This window comes from Bradyrhizobium rifense, from assembly GCF_008123425.1.
In the GTDB taxonomy this organism is placed as follows: domain Bacteria; phylum Pseudomonadota; class Alphaproteobacteria; order Rhizobiales; family Xanthobacteraceae; genus Bradyrhizobium; species Bradyrhizobium rifense.
The window spans coordinates 13,360-34,043 of the sequence record NZ_VSSS01000079.1; the positions used below are offsets into that span (position 1 = coordinate 13,360).

Sequence of the window (20,684 nt, forward strand, 5' to 3'; positions counted from 1 at the left end):
GCAATCCTAGCGGGAACGGCGTCATTTCGACAGACCCGGGGAGGCATCCGCCGCCGCGGCGCGCGGCTATTTCGGGGAACAGCGATGATAGCGGATTTCCATGTCCTCCATGCCCGGGAACAGCCGGGCAATGCTGTCGGCGTCCAGCTCCTTCAAGCTGAACTGAACGCTGGACAGCATGATGTCGGTCGCGCAGGACGCGACAAGGTTGACGTTCGGACCGTTATCCTTCCGCGCCTTGACCTTGCACCGTGCGAACTTTCCGATCAATTGATTGCCATCGACGATGAAGCCGCCGCCATAGACGTCGGACATATCGGTGAAGGTGAGCTTCCCGTCCTCCCGCGTGAACACCTTGTCGCATTGATCGGCGCTGGTGGCCCATGCGCCGTTCAGCTCGACGGCAACGGCGTCTTCAGCCGTTGCGACGAACAGGCCGAATAGAGGCACAGCAAGAGCAGCGAGCATTTGTGATGTGGTCATATCTTCAATCCTGTTGCTTCGTCAGTGCCCGCTCAGCACCAGCGTCTTGATCGGTAGCAGCAGCGCCTGGATGCGCAGCAGCAGCGCGTGCACGAGGCCAATGCCATCGATGACGTGCAAGCCGATGGCCCGGCTGGTGCTGGTCTCCTTCGCGTTAATCTCCTCGTGGTTGCTGGTGTAGGCGTTGACGATGCAGCTACTGCCCGGCGTCACGCCTTCGAGCCCGCCCTTGTAGAGTGGCTCCATGAACGCGAGAATTGTGCCAGGTTTCACGGCATTCTGTGCTTCGAGGAGTTGCTGTCCGCCCTGGAATTGGCCGGCGGCGATGTAGTCCTGAACGGACGTAACCACCATCGGGATGATCACCCAGGGTTTGGAGATGCAGGTCGCTTCCGCCACCATCCCTTCCTTGATCACACCCGCTTCGATCTGCCCGAAGCCGGCCTGAAGACCTTTCCGACCCGCGCCGTCCGGAATCAGCACGCCAGCGGGCCGTAACAGTTGATTGACCACGTCGCCGACGCGAAGAAGGAATTGTTCGACACGGCCGTCGACGCCGGCCCGAATGATCGTCTGATCCAGAAGCACCTGCGCCTCTGCCAACGCCGCTTCAGCGCTGGCCTTCTCGGCCGGCAACAGCGTCGAAACGCGCAAGACCGCCGACTGTCTGGAAGCCGTGGCCGCGTCGACCCCGGCCTGCCGCTGATTGACGAGCACCTGCAGCTTTTCGATGTCGCGCTGCGGCACGATGCCGGGATTGCGGCGCTGCAACTCCGACTTAACGTCCAGTTCATCCTTGGCCTGCTGAAGGTTGGCCTTGGCTTCCTCGATCTGCGCTTCAGCCTTGACCACGTCGGATTCCGCGCTCGTCAGAGACGCATCAACCTCGGCCACCTTGCGCTTGTTGGTTTCCACCGCCGCGCGTTCCTTGGCGCTGTCCAGCTTGAACAGCACATCGCCCTGCTTCACGTCCTGGCTGTAGCCGACATTCACCTCAGCCACCCGGCCCGCGGAGCCAACGGGCATGATCGGCACGGTGCGGAAATAAAGTGTCGCGGAATCGGTTGCGGGATGGAAATAGAAGATCATGGTGATCAGCGACACCGTGAGCATCAGGCAGCCGGTGATGCCCCAGCGCAGCTCGTACCAGACCGAGAAGAACGTGATCTCCTTGCCGAAACGCTTGCCCTGGGCATAGCGGCGATAGAGATAGTCGGGCAGGATCGTCAGAAGCGAGCAGAACATCAGCTCAAACATGGCTGCGCTCCTTTTCCTTGACTGGTCCGAACTGCTCGGCTGGCGGGGAGCCGGGCGCGACAACCTCGCTCTGCTCACCGGGTGTCGCATCGGCAATCTTCTCGACCGAACCGGCGATGCTGCGCAGCGGCGTGCCGAAATCGGGGAGATCGATCAGCGCAAGCAGCAGGCCCGCCACCCAGAAGATATGCATATGCGTGAAGAGCGAGATCAGGCCGAGCACGGCCACGAATTCGAACTGCAGCTTCTGCGACTTGTGCGCCATCCGCTCCGGCAGGCTGTGCAGCTTCCAATAGAGGGTGCCGACCCAGAGCATGGTGCCAATGAGGAAGATTCCCATCACCACCATCAGCGTATCGACCCCGCTTCCAGGGGCGAGATAGAACGGCAGATGATGCGGCGCCATCGGATGTAGCTGATCGTTCAATTGTCTCTCCCGGTCAGGATCGCTGTGTCAGCGCAGGATATGTCCGGCACAGTGGGCAGGCGAGTCTTGCCGTTGCTTGATTTGAATCAAGAGAATGCCCCCTGCCGGCCCTAGCCTTTCGCAACGCACAGAACTGCAATCAGCCATTGAGGAGCCGCAGCCATGCCCGGGCTTGACGAACTCATTCCCAAGGCCTCGCAGATCCGCAAAGAGGCAGCTCTCAAGGAAGCCGAGAAGGCTGAAGAATACGTTCGGCTCGCTACAGCCGTCGAGGCCGAGAAACGCGCGCTGATCGAGCGCCTGAGCAAGCCTTCCGGCAAGAGCGAGGAAGAAAAGATCAAGCTCGCCGCGACAATCATCCAGCGTGCGGTGCGCAACGGCCTGACTGAGGTGCTCGTCTATCGTTTCCCCAATTCGCTCTGCACGGACAAGGGGCGCGCCATCAACCAGATGGAAAAAGGCTGGGAGAATACGCTGACCGGGATCCCCAAGGAGATCTTCCAGCTCTGGACCGACTATTTGAAACCGCGCGGCTATCGCATCGCCTACCAGGTCATCGATTTCCCGGGCGGCATTCCCGGCGACATCGGCGTGACTATTTCCTGGGACCACGACTAACGACAGAAGCAGCGAAAGGACAGGTATGGCCAAGGACGAGCCCGCGGAGAAAATGAAGCGCAAGGCCTATGAGAAGGAGCTTGAAAAGCTCCAGGTCGAGCTGTGTCATCTCCAGGAATGGGTGAAGGCCCAGAAACTGAAGGTGATCATCATCTTCGAAGGGCGCGACGCCGCCGGCAAGGGCGGCACCATCAAGGCCTTGACGGAAAAGGTCAGCCCGCGCGTATTCCGGGTCTGCGCCCTGCCCGCGCCGTCCGACCGGCAAAAATCCCAGCTGTTCCTGCAGCGCTATATCGAGCAATTCCCCGCCGGCGGCGAGATCGTGATCTTCGATCGCAGCTGGTACAATCGCGCCGGCGTTGAATATGTCATGGGCTTCTGCTCGCCGACCGAGCACAAGCGCTTTCTCGAATTGTGTCCGCTGGTTGAGAAATTCGCCGTGGATGCCGGCATCGTCCTGATCAAGCTGTGGCTGGAGGTCGGGATGGAGGAGCAGGAGCTTCGCTTCAAGGCGCGCATCGAGGATCCGCTGCGGCAGTGGAAGCTGAGCCCGATGGATACCGAGTCGTTCGGGCGCTGGTACGATTACTCCCGCGCGCGCGACATGATGTTCGAGGCGACCGACACCAAGCATGCGCCTTGGCGGCTGATCCGCTCGAACGACAAGCGCCGCGCACGGCTCAACGTCATCTCGCACATCTTGAGGACGATCCCTTACAAGAAGGTCAAGCGGGAGAAAGTCACGCTGCCGCCGCGCTCCCACAAGGGTCGCTATAACGACCAAGCGAGTCTGCGCGGACTGAAGTTTGTCGAAGAAAGATATTGAAACGTGGAACGGGCTGCGTCGCCGCAGCCCGTTTGCTCTAGCCTCTGTTCCCTCGCCTATTTCAAGCGGATCGTGACGCCACCCACCGCGGCCGACACTTCAGCGCCAATCTTTGGGCCGCTGAGCTGGAGGATGACGCCGTTGCCGTTCTGCAACTGCACGGCACCTGCGCCCGCCGCAACGGCCCCACCTGCTCCGCCCGCCGCATAGGAGCCTTCGATCGACGCCGGCCCCCTCAGATTGAGAGCGCGGCCGACGAACTTGGTGGTGGAGGCTCCGATCGTGAAACCGACGCTCATGCCGGAGACGGTGAACGGATACTTCTTGCCGTGGAGCACGAGGACGCCCTCCCCGCCGCCAACGCCAACAATGAAGCCGCCCTTGGTGAAGACGACGGCTACCTGGCCGGTGTCGGCGCGCGAGGGCGTGCTGAAACCGGCGACCGTTACGAGCGAGGTGACCAAGGCAGCGTAGATGGCGGTCTGTTTCATCGTTCTATTTCCCCTTTGATAATGATGGCGGAGCGCTCCAGATTGACCGGGAGCTCTCCGTTACTTCGTGCCGCCTTTGGTCGCCTCGTAAGCGTCCCGGTAACCTCGCGCGATGGCGCGCACGCCTCGCCCGATATCGTCGTAGACGTCGTCCGGGAGATTTGCCAACGACACCCGAAGTGACCATTCGGGTGCGTCGAAACCACCGCCATTCAGCAACACGATGCCATGGGCTTCGGCCAGCCGAAACGCGAGATCGAGAGGATGAATGTTCTTCTTCAGGTAGTCGACGGCGTTGTCGCCAATGTTCTTCCGCGCCCAGAACTCAAAATCGATCAGACCGTAATAGGCATCGTAATTTGGGTTCGGAGTAAGCTTGTCGGCAAGACCAAGGCCGTCGAGCAGCGCCCACAGCCGCTTGTTGACGATCTCCATGCAGGCGGCCTGATAGGCCTTCTTTTCATCGAGCATCTCCGAAAGGGAGAACAGGGTCATCATGACCTGCTGCGGCAGTGACAGGCCTGCCGTGTGATTGAGCGCGACGTCCCGGCTATCGGCGACAATGCGGTCGATCATCTTCAGCTTGCGTGGCTCCAGCGTCAGCGGCCCGTAGCGCTTGTCGAGGGCCTTCACGGCGGCATCGGGCAGTTTGGCGATCATCTTGTCGAAGATGTTGTCCTCGTGAATAGCGATCGCGCCGAGCCGCCAGCCGGTGCAACCGAAGTACTTTGAGTAGGAATACACGCCGATCGTATTGTGCGGCAGCTCGCCGAGCAGCGATCGGAAACCGTGCACGAAGGTGCCGTAGACGTCGTCGGTCAGGATCATCAGGTCGGGCCGCTTGGTCTTGACCAGGTTTGCCAGCTTGGCGATCGTTTCCTTGCTCAACCCCATCCCTGGAGGGTTGGACGGATTCACGACGAAGAAAGCCTTGACCTTCGGATCTTCCAGTTTCTTGATTTCCTCGTCGGTGAACTGGAACTTGTTTTCCTGCGGAGCCTTGATCTGAACGACCTTGAGGTCATAGTCCTCCAGGTGCGTCATCTCGATATAGGGCGTGAAGATGGGCGTTCCCAGCGCGATCGTGTCGCCGGGCTGCAGCAGGCGATTGGCCTTCAACGACTTGAAAAGATAGCACATCGCCGCCGTACCACCCTCTACAGCGTAGATGTCGAACTTGCCCGACGGCCGCGGCGCACCGCAGACCGCCCACATCAGATATTCGTGCACGATCCTTTCGTTGTGCACCAGCATACGATCCGGCACGGGATAATTGTCACCGATGATCGAATCGACGAGCTCGTGGACGAAGGCGTCGGGATCGAAGCCGAACGTCTTGACCGCATAAGGCAGCATCGCCGACAGGAAGCTCGCGCCCGGCATGTCGGCGTGCTTTGCAAGCCAGGCCTCGAACCTTCGAGCGATGCCTTTTGCCTCGGCCATGCCACCGATCCCGGCGGGATGGTCCATCACCCGCTTGCTTTCGCTGATGGCGAACTGTCCCAACAGGAAAAAGCCTTCACGCGGCGTGGTCGCGACCCAGTTCGGGTTGCCCCGGCCGGCGTTCAGGAACGCGCTCTGGGTCCGCTTCGAGTTGGCCTTCGCCAAATTGATCAGTTCGTCCTTGATCTCGAACGGGCTCAATGCCTCGAATTTCTTTAGAGTTAAGAGGTCGGCCATGTGAAACTCCCGAGCTGTGCAACCTGCTAAGGCGGGGCGGACAGGCTTCATCGCCTGCGCGATCACCGCAGGATCGTCGGTGGCCGACGACGACCCTTGATCTATCTCAACGCTTCGCCCCCAACGAACGGCGCCGGAGCGCTGCAACGCAGCGAATGACGCGACCGCGCCGACGTCGGGCCGCAAGTCGGCGCATACGGTTGACATAGATCAACATCAGCAGACGAGCCGTCCCCTGTTGTTGGCTGACTCCATTTGAGCCCTTCGCCGGCTCTTCAACGCTTTCGCGCAGCATGAACGGGGGACGTGATGAATTGGTTCTTCCAGACACTCAAGAGCTACCCGGAAATCGCGATCTTCCTCTCGCTGGCTCTGGGCTATTACTTTGGCTCCTTCACCTACAAGGGCCTCGGCCTCGGCGCGGTGACGGCGACGCTGATTGCAGCTGTCATCATCGGCCAGATCGGGATCACCATCTCAGGTCCGCTCAAGCCGTTCTTCTTCCTGATGTTCCTGTTCGCCATCGGCTACGGCGTCGGACCGCAATTCGTGCGCGGCATCGCGCAGGACGGAGTCCCGCAAGCGATCTTCGCTGCCGTCGTTTGCGTATTCTGCCTCGCAGCCGCCTATCTCGGCGCCAAGGTCGCCGGCTACGACGTCGGATCTGCCGTGGGGCTCTATGCCGGCTCGCAGACCATCTCGGCCTCCATGGGCCTTGCGACCGACGCCATCAACCGGCTCGGCCTGCCTGCGGAGGAAGCGAAGAAGCTGCTCGACGGGATGCCTGTCGCTTACGCGGTCACCTACATCTTCGGCACCGTCGGATCCGCGATCGTCCTTGCTCTGATTGGCCCGGCCCTGCTCGGCATTGATCTGGAAGCGGCGTGCAAGCGATATGAGGAGGAGTACGGCGGCAAGAAGCAGTTGGGTGGTCCCGGCACCGCGTGGCACCAGTTCGAGGTCCGTGCATTCCGCGTTCGCGAACGCGGCCCGGCGGTCGGGAGGACAGTGCAGGAAGCCGAGGCGCTGGTTCCCGATCAGCGGGTGTTCATTCTGCGGCTGCGACAGGACGGGAAGATCATCGATGCCATCGCGGATGCCGTGATTCACGCGGGTGATGTCGTGGCCGTGGCGGGCCGGCGCGACGTGCTTGTCCAATTGATCGGTGAACAGGCGGAGGAAGTCGACGATCGCGAGCTGCTCGCCATGCCGATCGAAGGTCTCGAGGTCTACGTGACCAGCAAGGACGTCGACAACAAGACCCTGGAGGAGCTAGCCAAGAGCCCGGCATCGCGCGGCATATTCCTGCGCAAGATCACGAGGGGCGCGATTGCGGTTGAGATCCCCATTCTTCCCAACACCAAGCTGAACCGGGGCGACATCGTCACCATCGTTGGACGCACGCCCGATGTCGCGGCGGCCACAAAGATGCTTGGCCGGCCGGATCGAGCAACCGATACTGCCGACGTTGCCTTTATCGGTGCCGCCATTGCCATCGGCGCGCTGGTCGGCGCGATCGTCTACAAGATTGGCAGCGTGCCGCTCACGTTGTCCACCTCGGGCGGAGCACTGATCTCAGGGCTGTTCTTCGGCTGGCTGCGTTCCGTGCGGCCAACCTTTGGCCGGATTCCCTCGCCTACCGTTTGGTTCATGAACTCCGTCGGCCTGAACGTTTTCATTGCCATAGTCGGCATCTCGTCGGGACCCGGCTTCGTTGCCGGCCTGAAGGCGCTTGGCATTGGCCTGTTCCTCTGGGGCATCGTGGTAACCACCGTGCCGCTGATCCTCGCAATGTATGTCGGCAAGTACGTGTTCCGCTTCCATGACGCCATCTTGCTCGGATGCTGTTCCGGCGCACGGACCACCACTGCCTCGCTCGGCATGGTCAACGATCGCGCCAAGAGTCAGATTCCGGGGCTGGGATATACCGTGACATACGCGGTCGGAAACACGCTGCTGACAATCTGGGGGATGGTCCTTGTCATGCTGATGACTTAGCCAGGCCGGCCGCGATGTTGGCCTGGCTGGAGCAGTTTCTCGTTCGTTATCCCGAGCTCGCGCTGTTCCTTGTGATCGCCGCGGGCTACTGGATCGGAAGCTTCAGGATCGGAACGTTTAGTCTGGGCCCGGTCACCGGCGCTCTGTTCGCCGGATTGGCGGTCGGCGATTTCGCGCATGTGCCCGTCTCCGGCATGACCAAGTCCTTTCTCTTCCTGCTGTTCCTGTTCGGCGTCGGCTATCTGGTCGGACCGCAATTCGTGCAAACGATGAAGCGCGACGGGCTGAAGCCGATGCTGCTCGCGGTCGTCGTGTGCTTGACGGGTCTTGCAACAGCCATTGCCGTTGCGAAGGTGTTGCGGCTCGATCCCGGCTTCGCCGCGGGCCTCATGTCGGGCGCACTGAGCCAGAGCGCGGCCATGGGGACGGCGACCGACGCGATCAACGGATTGGCCATCCCCGACGCGCAGCGTGCGCTTTTCGTCTCGCACGTCGCGGTGGCGGACGCAGTCACCTATATCTTCGGCTATGCGGGCGTCATCCTCTTCGTCACCCAGATTGCACCCGCCCTCCTGAAAATCGATCTGCGAGCCGAGGCGCTCAAGCTCGAGCAGGCATTGGGCGTCACCCGCTCCAAGCCGGGCCTGGCATCCGCCTGGCGCAAATTCGAGCTGCGCGCCTATCTGCTGGAGGAGCACTCTCCCCTCGTCGGGGTGACGGTCGCGGCCGCGGAAGCCCGCATTCCGGATCATCGGCTGTTCATCCATCGGATCCGTCGCGGCGAACGCCTTCTCGAAGCGGATTCCGGAACCGTTCTGGCGGCCGGCGACCTCGTCGCTCTGTCCGCTCCGCGACAGCTCATCGTCGAATGGATCGGCCCTCGCGCCGCGGAAGTCGAGGACAGGGAGCTGCTCGACATTCCCCTGATCTCCGTTGATGTCATGCTGATCAATCCGAAGCTCGCGGGCATGACGCTGGAAGCCGCCTCGCGAGAGAGCTGGGCTCGCGCCGTCTATCTGCGTTCGCTGAGCCGGGGCGGTCAGGAGATTCCCGTGGCAGCCGGCATCGCCTTGCAACGCGGCGATCTGCTGCGGATCGTCGGGCCCGAGCCGATCGTGCAGACCGCCGCCAAGAGCATCGGTGCCGTCGTGGCGCCGAGCACCAGCATCGATTTCATCGTGATGGGCCTTGCGATCTTCTTCGGCGGCCTCGCTGGCGTTCTCCTGAGTTTCTCCGTCGGCGGCGTCACTATCTCGCTCAGTACGAGCGTTGGCACATTGCTGGCCGGACTCCTGGTCGGGTCTCTTCGCACGCGTTACCCGCTGTTCGGACAAATTCCCGACGGCGCCATCAGCCTAATGACCTCGCTCGGGCTCGCAGCTTTCGTCGGCCTGACCGGCATCCATGCGGGGCCGATCTTCCTGTCGGCCCTGCGGGAAGCCGGCATCGGCCTGCTGCTGGGTGGCATGGCCGTGACGCTGCTGCCGCAGATCGTCGGATTTTGCTTTGGCCATTTCGTATTGCGCATGAACCCGATCCTCCTGCTCGGCGGATTGACCGGATCGCAGACGGTCACGGCCGCGATGGCCGCGCTCCAGGAACGCGCCGGCAGCCCTGTCCCGGTTCTGGGCTACACGCCGGCCTACCCGGTCGCCAACATCCTGTTGACGACCTGGGGCTCCATCATCGTGGCCGTCTTCGCCTGACCTAGGACGCGGCCTTGAGCTTCGGCTGCGCACCGGGCTTCGGCCGGCCGAGCTTCGCCAGGGCCTCCGTGCGCACGAGCTTCAGCCCCTCCTTGGCGTCGTAGCCATGGATCTCCTTCACATCGAGCTTGCGCATGAAGTCGATGGTCTCCTGGGTGATGACCTGGCCCGGCACCATGATCGGGAAGCCCGGCGGGTACGGGATCACGAAATTGGCCGATACGAGCTCGGGCCCGGCCTTCAGCCGCCGGTCGATCTCGGGATCGTTGAGGCGAAGGTGCTCGCATCCCGCGGCGTCATAGGCGGCATAGAAGCCGCTGCGGATGTCGCCTTCATTGGTCTTGGTGCCGGCATCGCCACGGAAGCTCGGGTGGAAGTGCGAGAAGTTCGGCAGATCAGGCACGTCCTTCATCAGGCTCTTGACCCGCGCCTCAAAGGTCTGGCGCGCATTGGCGCCACCTTGCGCCAGCCCGCGATCGACCTCACCCGCGATCTCGGCGAGGACGCGGACGAGATGCGCGACGTCGCTGCGGGTGTTGTTGATGTTGGACTGGACCAGGACCGAATTGCGCGAGGTCTTATTGACCTGGATGTTGTACTCGTTGGCCAGAATGCCCTTGAACTGGGTGCCGTCGAAGCCGGCCGTGCCGCACACCAGCGTCATGCGGGTCGGGTCGAGACAGAACTCATCATCGTCCAGGCTCTTGAGCGTATTGGCCCAGTTCACGCCAGCCGCGAGATAATCGGTGAATCCGCTCTGGCGGTATTGCGCCGGCACCATGGCGTCGGCGCCGAGGACATGGAAGTATTTCGAGAGCAGCGGATTGTTGTTCACCGCGTGGCGGATCGCGAACGCGATCTCGATCGCATTGGCGACGAGGCCATAGCCCTCCAGCTCCATCTGCCGCCGCGAGATGTCAAGGCTGGCGATGAGCTGCTGGTTCGGGCTGGTGGAAGCGTGAGTGAATACGGCCTCCTTGAACTGCTGCTCGACTGTGTGGAATTCGACGTCCTTGACCGACAGCATCGAGCCCTGGCGGAGCGCCGACATCGACTTGTGGGTCGAGTTGGTCTGATAGACGCGCAGGCGAATCTGGCGCGGATCGGGAATGAGCCTGGTCTTGAGCAGCACCTCGTCCGTCGGATTCTTGCCGAGCTCGGTTTGCTGCTTCTCGTAGGCCGCAACCGACTTCGGGTCGTGCATCCACGCCTCGATCTCGTTGGCGGCGCCGAGGCCAGTGCGACGGCGCAGGAACGGCGAGAAGCGCGCGAAGCCGAACCAGGCCTCGTCCCACAGGAAGATCAGGTCCGGCTTGATGGCGAGGCATTCCTCCATCACCCGGCGGGTGTTGTAGATGTGGCCGTCGAAGGTGCAGTTGGTGAGGTCGAGCAGCTTGACGCGGTCGAGCCGCCCGTCAGCTTTGGCGCTCAACAGCGCCTGCTTGATCGTCTTCAGCGGCACCGCGCCGTACATCGAGTATTCCGTCATCGGGTAGGCTTCGACATAGAGTGGCTGGGCGCCGGCGAGCACCATGCCGTAGTGATGCGACTTGTGGCAGTTGCGATCGACGATCGCGATGTCGCCCGGCGCGAGCAGCGCCTGCACCGCCATCTTGTTCGAGGTCGAGGTGCCGTTGGTGACGAAGAAGACGCGGTCGGCGCCGAGCGCCCTCGCCGCCTTCTCCTGCGCCTTCTTGATGTTGCCGGTCGGCTCCAGCATGCTGTCGAGGCCGCCTGTGGTGGCGCTGCTCTCGGCCAGGAACAGGTTCGGGCCGTAGAACTCGCCCATGTCGCGGATCCAGTCGGACTTGAAGATCGACTTGCCGCGGGCGATCGGCAGCGCATGGAACGTCCCTATGGGGCGCTGCGCGTATTTCTTGAGATTGTCGAAGAACGGCGTGTCGTAGCGGTCCTGGATGCCCTCGAGGATCGACAGATGCAGCTCCAGAAGCTCTTCGACCGAATAGAAGATGCGGCGAACGACATTGGCCTCGGGATTGCCGGCCAACTCTTCGACATCGCGGTTCGAGATCATGTAGAGATCGAGCTCGGGCCTGACCCGCTTGATGATCTGCGCGAGCCGCAGCGCGGAGGCATCGGATTCGTCCTTGAGGCCGGCCGTGGCCGTGATCGAACGGAGGACTGGCGCATCGTGCCGCGAGCGCAGACCGAAGCCCTCGTTGATGATGACGGCCCCGAGGTTAGGATTGAGCATGGTCGCGCAGAAGGCGTCTTCGAGACTGCCGACGATGACCGGCTCATAGATGAAGCCATCTTCCGGACGGCGCAGCTTGCGCCATTCGGCTGCGAGTGCCGGCCATTGGCCGGGCGACACGCCGGTGACGATCAGGGTTTCGAAATAGGGCCGGCGTGCCTTATGCGTGCCGAAGGTGGGCGACACCAGTTCGGGCGCATCGCCATCGCCATCGTCCTTCGCGCTCCAGTCGCCGGCATGCTGGCGGAAGGATCGCGTCGCCAACGCCTGGGTGATCCGGGTTGCAAGCGACAGCGACGCGGCCGCATCGCCGGCCGAGGCCGCTTCGCGCAGGGCCGCCATCAATTGCAGGCCGGGATAGCCGTGGAATTCTTCCGTCACCGACAGGCCGGCCAGCGCCGCGTCATAGGGCGCGCGATCGCCGCCGCGGGCCCAACTTTTTGCGGCCTCGACCAGATCACGCCAGTCGTCGGCCCGTGCGCCGGGCCCGGAAAAGAACTGGTCGATGCGCTTCTGCGCGGGCTTTGTGTCCTTGGCCATGCGTCTCTCCCGATCGTTTGGGGCGAAGGTGATGAGGGATCGTGCTTTCGGCGCCGGTCGCTCCATTGATCCAAGTCAACGGTTGTCTGCATTCCGGTCACCGAGAACGCTGTCGAGCGAGCGAAGCCATTGGTTGCTGTCGGTCTTCTCCCCGAGCCCCTCGGCGCGCAGGAGGTCGCGGAGTTGTGCATGCGCGCCGACGATGCAGAGGCTCACCCGGCGTGACGCGAGCTCATCATGGAGGTCATGCAGCATGCGCGCGCCCGCCAGATCGATATAAGGCGACGCCGAAAGGTCGCAGGCGACCAGATGGATGCCCGGCGAACGCCTGAGCGTCGTCAGAACCGTGTCCAAAATCGTCTCGGCATTGATGTAGAGCAGCGAGGCCTCCGGGCGGAACGCGATGACTCCAACCAGCGGCTCGACGTCCGCGTGCCGCGCGCTGTCCGAATAGCGCCCGCTGCCCGGCAAACGGCCAAGGAACGCGACATTCGGCCGCGACGCTCGCGCCAGCAGCAGGACAATCGACGCGATCGACGCCAGCAGGACGCCCTGGAGGATGCCGAGCAGCAACACAGAAATCAGGGCAATCGACGCCGCGTAGAAATCGATCCGGCTGACCTGCCACATCCGAACCAGCGCACGCACATCGACCAGCTTGTAGACGGCGGCAAACACGATCGCCGCGAGCACCGCCTTGGGCAGATTGGTGAGCAGCCCGGTGAAGAACAGCAGGCACAGCCCAAGCGTCACGGAGCAGATGACCAGAGCCAGAGGTGTTCGCGCACCGGCGCTGTCGTTGACCGCTGATTGCGACAGGCCACCCGCAACGGGATAGCCATGGCCGAAAGCGGCGGCGAGGTTTGCGGCGCCCAGCCCCAGAAACTCCTGCCGGACGTCGAGCGGATAGCCATGCTTGGCGGCAAAGCTGCGGGCTGCGGAAACGCCCTCGATATAGGCCAGCAGCACGCAGCCTGCAGCGAGCGGAAACAGCTCGTCGAACTCCAGCAGCCCAAAGGTCGGCATCCCCAGCGCCGGCAGCCCTTCCGGTATCTTCCCGGTAACGGGCACACCGAGGCCCGGAAAGCCGAACACCGTCGCCACCACAATCGCCAGCGCCACGATGGTGATGCCGACCGGCTTGCCCGGCAAAAGCCGCTCACCCAGCAGCAGCAACAGCAGCGCGACCGCGCCGATCGCCAGAACGAGCGGATCGAGATGGCCGAGCTGCCCGATCAATTTTATGGCGCGGTCAAAGAAATTGTGACCACCGCCGGCGACGCCAAACAGGCTCGGCAACTGGCTCATGATGATGGTGAGTCCCGCGCCGGCCTTGAAGCCAACCAGAATGCTGTCGCTGACGAGGCGGACGAGCACGCTGAGCTTGAACAGCCAGGCGATGAAGCACAGCACCGCGACACCGAACGCCGCAAGACTTGCGATCTGCGCATACCTCACGGCATCGCCACCGGCGAGCGCGCCGACGGTCGCGGCGATCATCAACGAGATCGCCGACGTCGGGCCGATCGCCAACTGCCGCGACGCCCCGAGCAAGGCATAGCCGATGCCGCCGAGCATGTAGCCATAGACGCCGATCTGCGGCTGCAGCCCGGCCAGCGCCGCGTAGGCGAGCGAGACCGGAATTGCGTAGGCGGCCAGCGTGACGCCGGCGACGGCATCAGATGGCAACCATTCGCGCCGATAGGCCGCGAGCCAGCCGAACGGTGGAAAGAAGCGCGTCCAGTTCGGTTCGGGTGGCGAATTCATTCGACCACCTCGCGTGGCGTCGCTTCGCAGCGCAACAGGACGACCACGTCCAGAGTACTCATATCGGCAATATCGGCTGGCGCACGCTCCTCATCAGTTGATAGACGTCGCCGCGTCCCCGCCGGGGCTTGATCTGGATCAAGCAACCTCCTCTCGCCGCCAATCAAATCGCGGGAAAGCCATCGGCGGAGCTGCGACCACGGTCACGCGCTGGCCGATCATCGTGGCGACGGCGTTCAAGATCTGAGGGAGATCGCCGTGGGGATGCCTCTCAACTCAATCGTCCGGCTTTTGACAGGCGCCCTGCTCCTGATCGCCGCCTGTACCGCTCCAGCACGCGCCGAGGACGACGTCCGTATCCAGGAGGAGATCTGGGCCCTTCCGCTGCCGCTGCCGATGTTCGCTTATCTGGTCCGTCCGGTCGGCGACGGCCCATTCCCTCTGGTGATCATGAACCACGGCGTTTCGCTCAATCCGACCGACCGCAGCTTCTTTCCGCTGGTCGAATTCCGCGACGCCGCCAAATGGTTCGCGAAACGCGGCTATCTGGTGGTGGCCCCGGTCGGAAGCGGCTATGGCGCCGCCGCCATCGATATCCCCGAACGGGCGATCTACGGCCCGTTCTTCTCCAAAATCGGCAAATGCATCAAGCCCAACTTCCACGATGCCGGGCTTGCGGTCGCGCAAGTCGATCTCTGGATCATCGACTTCATGGCCGCCGAAAAGCGCATCATTCCGAAGGACGTCATCGTAGTCGGCCAGTCCGCGGGAGGCTGGGCGGCCATCGCCCTGTCGAGCGTGAACCCGGCGCCGGTGAAGGCCATCATCACTTTCGCCGCCGGCCGTGGCGGCCGCGTCGGGGGCAAGCCCAACAACAATTGCGCGCCTGTTAAATTGGTCGAGGCGACCGCGGATTTCGGCCGCACCTCGCGGGTGCCGATGTTGTGGATCTACATCGAGAACGACACGTTCTTCGGCCCTGATCTATCGAAGCGCATGCGTGCCGCCTTCACCGCCGCCGGCGGCAAGGCCGAATACCATCTGATGCCGCCATTCGGCAACGAGGGCCACTTTTTCATCGGCTCACCGGACGCGATCCCTCTCTGGTCGCCGTTGGTGAGCAAATTTCTCGATGCGCAAAAATAGAGACCGGCTCCGGAGATGCCACCATGCCCAGCGCCCGTGACTATCTTGCAACCCTTGCCGTCGCCGCGATCGGCGCGACGGCGGCACTGCCCAGTCTCGCCGCACAGGCCGATAAGCCTGCCGAAGTCGCAACACGCGGTCAGCGCGAGGCCAAGGACATCACTTATGGCGACTGGCAAAAGCTCTGCTTCAAGCCAGGTGGCGCGCCGATGCTGTGCCGGACCTCGATCACGGGTAAATTCCCGACCGGCCAGATGGCGGTGCGCGTGGACCTGATCGAGCGCGAAGGCGCGCCGACGGCGCGGCTGCAGCTTTTCGTACCGGTCGGCATGTATCTGCAACAACCGGCCAAGCTGACCGTCGACCAGGGCAGCCCCCTCCGCGTGCCCTATAGCTGGTGCCTGACAAACGGGTGCATCGCCGCCGACGTCGCACCCGCGGCAATGGTCAAGCAGATGGAGTCCGGAAAGACACTGACACTCGAGACCGTCGACTCCAACCTGCTCGCGCTGACGACATCGATACCGCTGGCCCAGTTTGCGTCGGCTCACAAGGGCGCACCAGCCAAGACGCTGGAGCAATATGTCGACGAATGAGCCGCCCGCTAAAGGTTGTTCGGATCGAGCATGCCAAGCCGTTCCGCGATCGAAACGAGCTCCGCGAGCGAATGTACCTGCATCTTCTCCATGACCTGGTGCCGATGCGCTTTTATCGTGCGCTCGGTCGTCCCGAGCTGATGGGCAATCTGCTTGTTGATCTTGCCGCGCACGATGAGATCGAACACCTGCCGTTCGCGCTGGGTCAGCGCTGCCAGACAAGCGCGGAACGTATCGAGCCTGCCGCGCTGCCCGCGCGCCGCGTCCTGCCGCGCCAGCGCGCGCGCAATCGCATCGAGCAGCAGCTCCGACGAGACCGGCTTGGTCAGGAAATCCTCCGCTCCCGCCTTGATGGCCTGCACAGTGGTCGGCGTATCGGCGTAACCGGTCAGGAATATGATCGGCAGGGTGGAGCCGGACGCGCTCAGATGACGCTGCAACTCCGGGCCGCTCAGCCCCGGTATCCGAACGTCGAGCAGGATGCATCCAGGTTGCGCGTCATCCGGTGCCGCATCCAGCAGGTCCTGCGATGAAGCGTAGGTCGCGACCTCGTAGCCAGCGAGCTTCAGCCGGCGTTCAATCGCGGTACGAAACGAAGCGTCATCGTCGACCACATGGACAAGGCCAAGCATTTTCCACCTTTCGCCAAGTGGGACGAATATCAACGCTCTCAAAGCGAGGCAGCGCTACTGCCCAATCATTCGATAAGCAAATGATCTGCTTCGCAACGGGGAGCATGTCCTGCTCGGATCGAGCTCTTCTCAATGCGTGCAGCAAACGCAAGTTCTGTCCCTTGGTACAATGAACCTTGGGACAATGGATTGAAAGACGACCTTGGTTCTAAATCAACCTCCGCGGGGCGTGATAGCGCGGCGCTTTCCCCGGCATGAGTCTCAGTCTGACAGACCAATTCGGCGATGAGCCGAGGAGTTGGCCATGTTCGTTCGAATAACGACAGATTCCGCACCACGCCCCAATTCCCTCCGTGATCTCGGCATGACCAGCGATTCAAATCCGCTCGTTGGTTTAAGCGAATTTTCCTACAAGAAAGGCGTCGAGGTTTACGGCGAGAAAGAGCCCGCCGAATATGTTTATCAGGTCAAGTCTGGTGCGGTGCGAAGCTACAAGCTGTTATCGGACGGCCGCCGACAGATTGGAGCCTTTCACCTGGCCACAGATATCTTTGGCCTGGAGAATGGCAGCGAGCACCGGTTCACGGCCGAGGCGATCGTTGACACCACGGTGCGTCTCGTCAAACGGAAGAGCCTCGAATTGGTGGCCGAAAGCGACGCGATGGTCGCCAGAAATCTGCTCAGCATGACCACGAGCAATCTCCAGCATGCGGAAGATCATATGCTGCTGCTCGGCCGCAAGACCTCGCTGGAGCGGGTGGCCGCTTTCCTGCTCGAGATGGACAAACGGCTAACCGCAGCGGGCGTGATGGCGCTGCCGATGTCGCGGCGCGATATCGCCGACTATCTCGGCCTGACGCTGGAAACCGTCTCCCGCGCCCTGTCGCGGCTGCACGAGCTCGGTGTTCTCGGCTTCATCGGCAACACCCAGCGCCAGATCGTACTCCTGGATCGGCATCAGCTCGCGAGCCTCGACCTGACGTCTTGAGCTGGCCGGCCATTGTCGGCGTGGCACAAACTGCACATCACACCGGCCCGATCCGGTGTTACCGTCAACTCATGTCGAACGAGGTTGCATTCAAGGTCGCGGTCATTGCGTTCGGGGCACTGCCGGTGGCGCTCACGGCCATGATCCTTTTCCTCGGCTAAACCAGTCTCCGTCGAACGCCGTCTGTCCGCTCAGGATCATTTGCCACCTCGGTCATTCCGAGGTGATCGAGTGTCTTGCGCAGGACCTCAAACAGGATCGCGGCCGACCAGCCGAACAACAGGACGCCATTCATCGCAGTCAGCGGGCCGATGAGCCGCCATTCCCGCACCGGCGTGATATCGCCGTAGCCGAGCGTGGTGTAGTTGACGAAGGCGAAATAGAGCAGACCGCTGTCCGCTGCTGCGGCCTGAACAACGCCATACGCCCCTGCCCACACCAGGACCTCCAGCGTATGCGCGATCTGCAGCACCGCAGCCGTCGCGATCATCACGCCCATCAGGTGCAGCCGCGGTCGATCGGTCGGCCGCAGACCAGCCATGCGAGCAATCGAGACAGCGACGATGGTCACCAGCGCGTGGATGCCGATGGTGATCGCGCTGACCAGTGTGCCAACGAGAAACTGCAGCAGCATGAGAATCGACCAGCTTTCTTTCCTATGTCGGGCGACTGCCTCGCGCATCCTGGTCGACACGGATCCAGGCGGCCGCCAATTCCCAGGCGACCGATAGAATGATCGGCCCGATGAAGAGGCCGATGATCCCATGCGCGAGCGTGCCGCCGATCACCCCGATCAGGATCACCAGCGTCGGCGTGGTCAGGCCACGTCCCATCACCAATGGCTTCAGGATGTTGTCGAGAATGCCGACGACGCCGAGGAAGATCGTCAGAAGCAGCGCCGTGAGCACGTCCTTGTCCATCCAGATCCAGATGAGCACGGGAATGAAGACGATGGCCGCGCCGATCTGCACGATCGACAGCAGCAGGACGATGATGGCAAGCAAGCCTGCGCTCGGAATGCCGGCGAGCTTCAGCCCGATGCCGGCCAACAGCGCCTGGATGATCGCGACGCCGATCACGCCCTGCGACACCGCCCGAATGGTCGCACCCGCCAGTCCGACGAAATGCTCGCTCTGCTCCGGCACGATGCGGAACAGGAAGCCACGAACCGCAGCAACGAGTTGCGGCCCGTACGGAAACAGGAATCCGGCGACGACGACCGACAGCAGGAACTGGAGGGTGCCGACGCCAGCGCTGCCGGCAAAGGACAGCATCACGCCTGCAAACGGCTTCAGATACGGCGCCACCTCGCGCAGCACCGCACGAATATTGGTGTAGGCCAGATTCCAGAAATCATAGAGCTGCGGGCCGATCAGCGGCCAGGTCTTGATCTGCTCGGGCGCGGCCTGGAGCGCGAGATCACCGCTGCCGATCTGGCTCGCGAGGTCCCTGATGCCTTCCACTGCGCTCAATCCGAGCCACGTCGCCGGACCAATGACAATGCCGAGCGTGACCAGGGTGAGAATGGCGGCGGCGGTTCGCGGGCGTCCCCCGAGAAGCTTGGCGAGCCAACTGAAGGCCGGATAGAACGCCACCGCAAGCACCGCGCTCCAGGTCAGGATCGGCACGAAGGGCCGTATGATCAGGAAGGCCCACACGATCAACAGCCCGAGCAATCCGAGCCGTATCATGAGCTGGACCACCTCTTCGGCGGAGAGAAGCTGGCGAAGGGTCTTCAAGGTCGCGCCTTTGTCTGCATGAACGATGCCCTCTCGAAGAGAGGCCGGCGTCACGCAGCAGACTTGACCCAGATCAAGCGGGACGCCGGGGAATTCCGCGCCCGACGAAGCGGCGCGGAGGAAAACCAGGCCTGACCGCCCGGCACGATTGGAGCTGATCCAGCTGTATGATATTGTATTTATTGAAGCATTTGGCGGAAGGGGTGTCTTGTCAACTTATTTGATTCAACTGGCTTTTTCTTGCGTCTCGGAAGAATAGCTACGGTGTTTGCAACGGTCGCTTCAGCAATATCCCAACCGTAGTTTTCCCGCCCCGGCCGCCAATGATCGAGACTGGCGCCCTCCGACCGCGGATGTCGGTCATCGCCTTCACAATGGACAGGAAGAGACCCGCGCCGCAAAGGGTGACGGTGCTCTTGAGTCCATCGAGGTCGACGTCCACGCCTGTCCGACGCAACAGCAGCCGGCCACTGCACCGACGAGGTCGTCCTACCCTTCCCTCAGCACCGACTTGACCTCGCCCACCGACCAGCTTCCGCCCTCAGCGAACACCCGCACCTTCGCGTCTCCGCCGACCAGTGCGTGAGAACTGAGATCGTCGTCAGCCGGAACGACCACGATCGGGCTTCCAGTTCAGCGTCAGATCGAGGTCGCCGGGAAATATCTGCCAGCGCGACCATCGTCGAGCTCGACGATGTGGGTTTCGGAATGGGCTCCGATCTTTATGACGCAGCCCAGATCCTCGCGCGCTACTTCTGAAACAACAACGCGCCGAAAGCCGGTGCACGCCTATCGCGTCGAGATCAATCCGCCTGCTGTTGCTACTATCCAACGATTGCCCCACCGCACAATCGAGTCGATCCGTCCGATGCCGGGGACCACATCGCCCCGTGCCGCCATTCGAATCCCGTCAGGCCCTTCAATTACTGCCGTTCCGCCGCGAACGTCGAGGACTGCCCAACCCACAATGGTGGTCGGCCTGGTCTCGGGGAGCGACAGAAGCGGCCCCGTTGGCTGAACTGAGCCCGTCACAGTCATGTCCGCCTGGATAGCATCCGCCAATTGCGCCGCGCTGGATGCTCTGGCCGGAGGCTTCGGAGCAAAGCTAAGACGAGGCGGCATCTTTCGGGCGCTTTCGACCTTACCGCCCAGGTTTGTGTCCCGCACGCGGCGAGAAGCCGTTTCTGTCTGAGCAATTGGATAGACAGCCGAGACGGCTGCAGGGCCGTACCAAGCACCAGCCCAACCTGATCCAAAGCCACCAAACACTGCGACCGCGACCACCCAAATACGAGATTTTGAATGGCCGCTTGGCGCCAATAGCGCCTGGATCTCCTTCCGATTGGAGGTCGAGAAATCCAATTGGTCGAGAGTGACGGGCCATGCGACCTCGCCATGTCCGCGATCCGCGATCACCTCGATCCTTTCCAAGGTATTTGCATGATGGAATTGCATGCTGGGGTTCCCTTGTGGTCCCCGATGATCATGCGGCGAACTAAACCATCCCTTAACAGCCGGTGCGCTCAGCCCCAAAACCCAGCAGTGTTTCGCGCAAGAAGCCGAAGTTAGATATCC

Annotated in this window: 19 protein-coding genes; 7 read left to right on the plus strand and 12 right to left on the minus strand. The window is 62.4% G+C overall.

All coding sequences use genetic code 11. The features are described 5' to 3' along the window. Positions 1 to 66 precede the first annotated feature (66 nt). From FXB40_RS41755 to FXB40_RS41765, 3 genes are read right to left on the minus strand one after another with little or no spacing between them, the layout of a single operon-like run. Positions 67 to 483 carry a hypothetical protein gene (locus tag FXB40_RS41755; RefSeq protein ID WP_148778083.1) on the minus strand — a complete coding sequence of 139 codons (417 nt, stop codon included), beginning with the start codon at positions 481 to 483 and terminating at the stop codon, positions 67 to 69. Between the two features lie 21 nt (positions 484 to 504). Continuing rightward, a complete protein-coding gene (locus tag FXB40_RS41760) occupies positions 505 to 1,740 on the minus strand; it encodes an HlyD family secretion protein (RefSeq protein WP_148778105.1) in 1,236 nt (411 codons plus the stop codon). Further along, entirely contained in the window at positions 1,733 to 2,146 is a 414-nt protein-coding gene (locus FXB40_RS41765) for a hypothetical protein (protein WP_148778106.1), read from the minus strand. Before FXB40_RS41765 ends, FXB40_RS41760 begins: the two co-directional genes overlap by 8 nt. 183 nt (positions 2,147 to 2,329) lie before the next feature. On the opposite strand from FXB40_RS41765, the gene FXB40_RS41770 reads away from it, so the two are divergent. After that, a complete protein-coding gene (locus FXB40_RS41770) occupies positions 2,330 to 2,785 on the plus strand; it encodes a hypothetical protein (protein ID WP_148778084.1) in 456 nt (151 codons plus the stop codon). A 25-nt stretch (positions 2,786 to 2,810) separates the two neighbouring features. Continuing rightward, positions 2,811 to 3,611 (plus strand): polyphosphate kinase 2, encoded by an 801-nt coding sequence (ppk2, locus tag FXB40_RS41775; RefSeq protein ID WP_148778085.1) that lies wholly within the window; start codon positions 2,811 to 2,813, stop codon positions 3,609 to 3,611. 56 nt (positions 3,612 to 3,667) lie between these two features. Here ppk2 and FXB40_RS41780 read toward each other — a convergent pair whose 3' ends face one another. After that, complete coding sequence (locus FXB40_RS41780; protein ID WP_148778086.1) at positions 3,668 to 4,102, minus strand: hypothetical protein; 435 nt, start codon at positions 4,100 to 4,102, stop codon at positions 3,668 to 3,670. A 60-nt stretch (positions 4,103 to 4,162) separates the two neighbouring features. Beyond that, positions 4,163 to 5,782, minus strand: a complete 1,620-nt coding sequence (aspD, locus tag FXB40_RS41785; RefSeq protein ID WP_148778087.1) for an aspartate 4-decarboxylase — start codon at positions 5,780 to 5,782, stop codon at positions 4,163 to 4,165. A gap of 309 nt (positions 5,783 to 6,091) precedes the next feature. Here aspD and aspT (FXB40_RS41790) point away from each other — a divergent pair, with 309 nt between their 5' ends. Together aspT (FXB40_RS41790) and aspT (FXB40_RS41795) are read left to right on the plus strand one after the other, a co-directional pair. Beyond that, entirely contained in the window at positions 6,092 to 7,780 is a 1,689-nt protein-coding gene (aspT, locus tag FXB40_RS41790; RefSeq protein ID WP_148778088.1) for an aspartate-alanine antiporter, read from the plus strand. Positions 7,781 to 7,794: 14 nt separating this feature from the next. After that, on the plus strand, positions 7,795 to 9,486 hold the full coding sequence (aspT, locus tag FXB40_RS41795; protein WP_148778089.1) for an aspartate-alanine antiporter: 1,692 nt from the start codon (positions 7,795 to 7,797) through the stop codon (positions 9,484 to 9,486). Position 9,487: 1 nt separating this feature from the next. Here aspT (FXB40_RS41795) and FXB40_RS41800 read toward each other — a convergent pair whose 3' ends face one another. Both FXB40_RS41800 and FXB40_RS41805 read right to left on the minus strand, forming a co-directional pair. After that, complete coding sequence (locus FXB40_RS41800) at positions 9,488 to 12,241, minus strand: decarboxylase (protein WP_148778090.1); 2,754 nt, start codon at positions 12,239 to 12,241, stop codon at positions 9,488 to 9,490. 75 nt (positions 12,242 to 12,316) lie between these two features. Further along, a complete protein-coding gene (locus FXB40_RS41805; protein ID WP_148778091.1) occupies positions 12,317 to 14,008 on the minus strand; it encodes a SulP family inorganic anion transporter in 1,692 nt (563 codons plus the stop codon). Positions 14,009 to 14,272: 264 nt separating this feature from the next. Here FXB40_RS41805 and FXB40_RS41810 point away from each other — a divergent pair, with 264 nt between their 5' ends. Beyond that, on the plus strand, positions 14,273 to 15,154 hold the full coding sequence (locus tag FXB40_RS41810) for an alpha/beta hydrolase family protein (RefSeq protein ID WP_148778107.1): 882 nt from the start codon (positions 14,273 to 14,275) through the stop codon (positions 15,152 to 15,154). Between the two features lie 23 nt (positions 15,155 to 15,177). After that, positions 15,178 to 15,750, plus strand: a complete 573-nt coding sequence (locus tag FXB40_RS41815) for an invasion associated locus B family protein (protein WP_148778092.1) — start codon at positions 15,178 to 15,180, stop codon at positions 15,748 to 15,750. 8 nt (positions 15,751 to 15,758) lie between these two features. On the opposite strand, the gene FXB40_RS41820 is transcribed toward FXB40_RS41815, so the two are convergent. Further along, a complete protein-coding gene (locus tag FXB40_RS41820) occupies positions 15,759 to 16,382 on the minus strand; it encodes a response regulator transcription factor (RefSeq protein WP_148778093.1) in 624 nt (207 codons plus the stop codon). A gap of 304 nt (positions 16,383 to 16,686) precedes the next feature. Here FXB40_RS41820 and FXB40_RS41825 point away from each other — a divergent pair, with 304 nt between their 5' ends. Next, entirely contained in the window at positions 16,687 to 17,370 is a 684-nt protein-coding gene (locus FXB40_RS41825) for a helix-turn-helix domain-containing protein (protein ID WP_148778094.1), read from the plus strand. A 157-nt stretch (positions 17,371 to 17,527) separates the two neighbouring features. Here the strand turns inward: FXB40_RS41825 and FXB40_RS41830 are convergent, their stop codons facing one another. From FXB40_RS41830 to FXB40_RS41845, 4 genes are all read right to left on the minus strand, one after another. Then, positions 17,528 to 18,004, minus strand: coding sequence for a potassium channel family protein (locus FXB40_RS41830; protein ID WP_148778095.1), 477 nt, complete (start codon positions 18,002 to 18,004; stop codon positions 17,528 to 17,530). Between the two features lie 22 nt (positions 18,005 to 18,026). Next, positions 18,027 to 19,061 carry an AI-2E family transporter gene (locus tag FXB40_RS41835; RefSeq protein WP_148778108.1) on the minus strand — a complete coding sequence of 345 codons (1,035 nt, stop codon included), beginning with the start codon at positions 19,059 to 19,061 and terminating at the stop codon, positions 18,027 to 18,029. Between the two features lie 537 nt (positions 19,062 to 19,598). After that, positions 19,599 to 19,727, minus strand: a complete 129-nt coding sequence (locus FXB40_RS50025; RefSeq protein WP_283813015.1) for a hypothetical protein — start codon at positions 19,725 to 19,727, stop codon at positions 19,599 to 19,601. 171 nt (positions 19,728 to 19,898) lie between these two features. Then, positions 19,899 to 20,564, minus strand: a complete 666-nt coding sequence (locus FXB40_RS41845; RefSeq protein ID WP_148778096.1) for a hypothetical protein — start codon at positions 20,562 to 20,564, stop codon at positions 19,899 to 19,901. Between the last annotated feature and the right edge of the window lie 120 nt (positions 20,565 to 20,684).

What these genes read in the sequence shown, in the direction of transcription:
- FXB40_RS41755 (WP_148778083.1), bottom strand. Translation starts at nt 483, where the DNA reads ATGACCACATCACAAATGCTCGCTGCTCTTGCTGTGCCTCTATTCGGC.
- FXB40_RS41760 (WP_148778105.1), bottom strand. Translation starts at nt 1,740, where the DNA reads ATGTTTGAGCTGATGTTCTGCTCGCTTCTGACGATCCTGCCCGACTAT.
- FXB40_RS41765 (WP_148778106.1), bottom strand. Translation starts at nt 2,146, where the DNA reads ATGGCGCCGCATCATCTGCCGTTCTATCTCGCCCCTGGAAGCGGGGTC.
- FXB40_RS41770 (WP_148778084.1), top strand. Translation starts at nt 2,330, where the DNA reads ATGCCCGGGCTTGACGAACTCATTCCCAAGGCCTCGCAGATCCGCAAA.
- ppk2 (WP_148778085.1), top strand. Translation starts at nt 2,811, where the DNA reads ATGGCCAAGGACGAGCCCGCGGAGAAAATGAAGCGCAAGGCCTATGAG.
- FXB40_RS41780 (WP_148778086.1), bottom strand. Translation starts at nt 4,102, where the DNA reads ATGAAACAGACCGCCATCTACGCTGCCTTGGTCACCTCGCTCGTAACG.
- aspD (WP_148778087.1), bottom strand. Translation starts at nt 5,782, where the DNA reads ATGGCCGACCTCTTAACTCTAAAGAAATTCGAGGCATTGAGCCCGTTC.
- aspT (WP_148778088.1), top strand. Translation starts at nt 6,092, where the DNA reads ATGAATTGGTTCTTCCAGACACTCAAGAGCTACCCGGAAATCGCGATC.
- aspT (WP_148778089.1), top strand. Translation starts at nt 7,795, where the DNA reads ATGTTGGCCTGGCTGGAGCAGTTTCTCGTTCGTTATCCCGAGCTCGCG.
- FXB40_RS41800 (WP_148778090.1), bottom strand. Translation starts at nt 12,241, where the DNA reads ATGGCCAAGGACACAAAGCCCGCGCAGAAGCGCATCGACCAGTTCTTT.
- FXB40_RS41805 (WP_148778091.1), bottom strand. Translation starts at nt 14,008, where the DNA reads ATGAATTCGCCACCCGAACCGAACTGGACGCGCTTCTTTCCACCGTTC.
- FXB40_RS41810 (WP_148778107.1), top strand. Translation starts at nt 14,273, where the DNA reads ATGCCTCTCAACTCAATCGTCCGGCTTTTGACAGGCGCCCTGCTCCTG.
- FXB40_RS41815 (WP_148778092.1), top strand. Translation starts at nt 15,178, where the DNA reads ATGCCCAGCGCCCGTGACTATCTTGCAACCCTTGCCGTCGCCGCGATC.
- FXB40_RS41820 (WP_148778093.1), bottom strand. Translation starts at nt 16,382, where the DNA reads ATGCTTGGCCTTGTCCATGTGGTCGACGATGACGCTTCGTTTCGTACC.
- FXB40_RS41825 (WP_148778094.1), top strand. Translation starts at nt 16,687, where the DNA reads ATGTTCGTTCGAATAACGACAGATTCCGCACCACGCCCCAATTCCCTC.
- FXB40_RS41830 (WP_148778095.1), bottom strand. Translation starts at nt 18,004, where the DNA reads ATGCTGCTGCAGTTTCTCGTTGGCACACTGGTCAGCGCGATCACCATC.
- FXB40_RS41835 (WP_148778108.1), bottom strand. Translation starts at nt 19,061, where the DNA reads ATGATACGGCTCGGATTGCTCGGGCTGTTGATCGTGTGGGCCTTCCTG.
- FXB40_RS41845 (WP_148778096.1), bottom strand. Translation starts at nt 20,564, where the DNA reads ATGCAATTCCATCATGCAAATACCTTGGAAAGGATCGAGGTGATCGCG.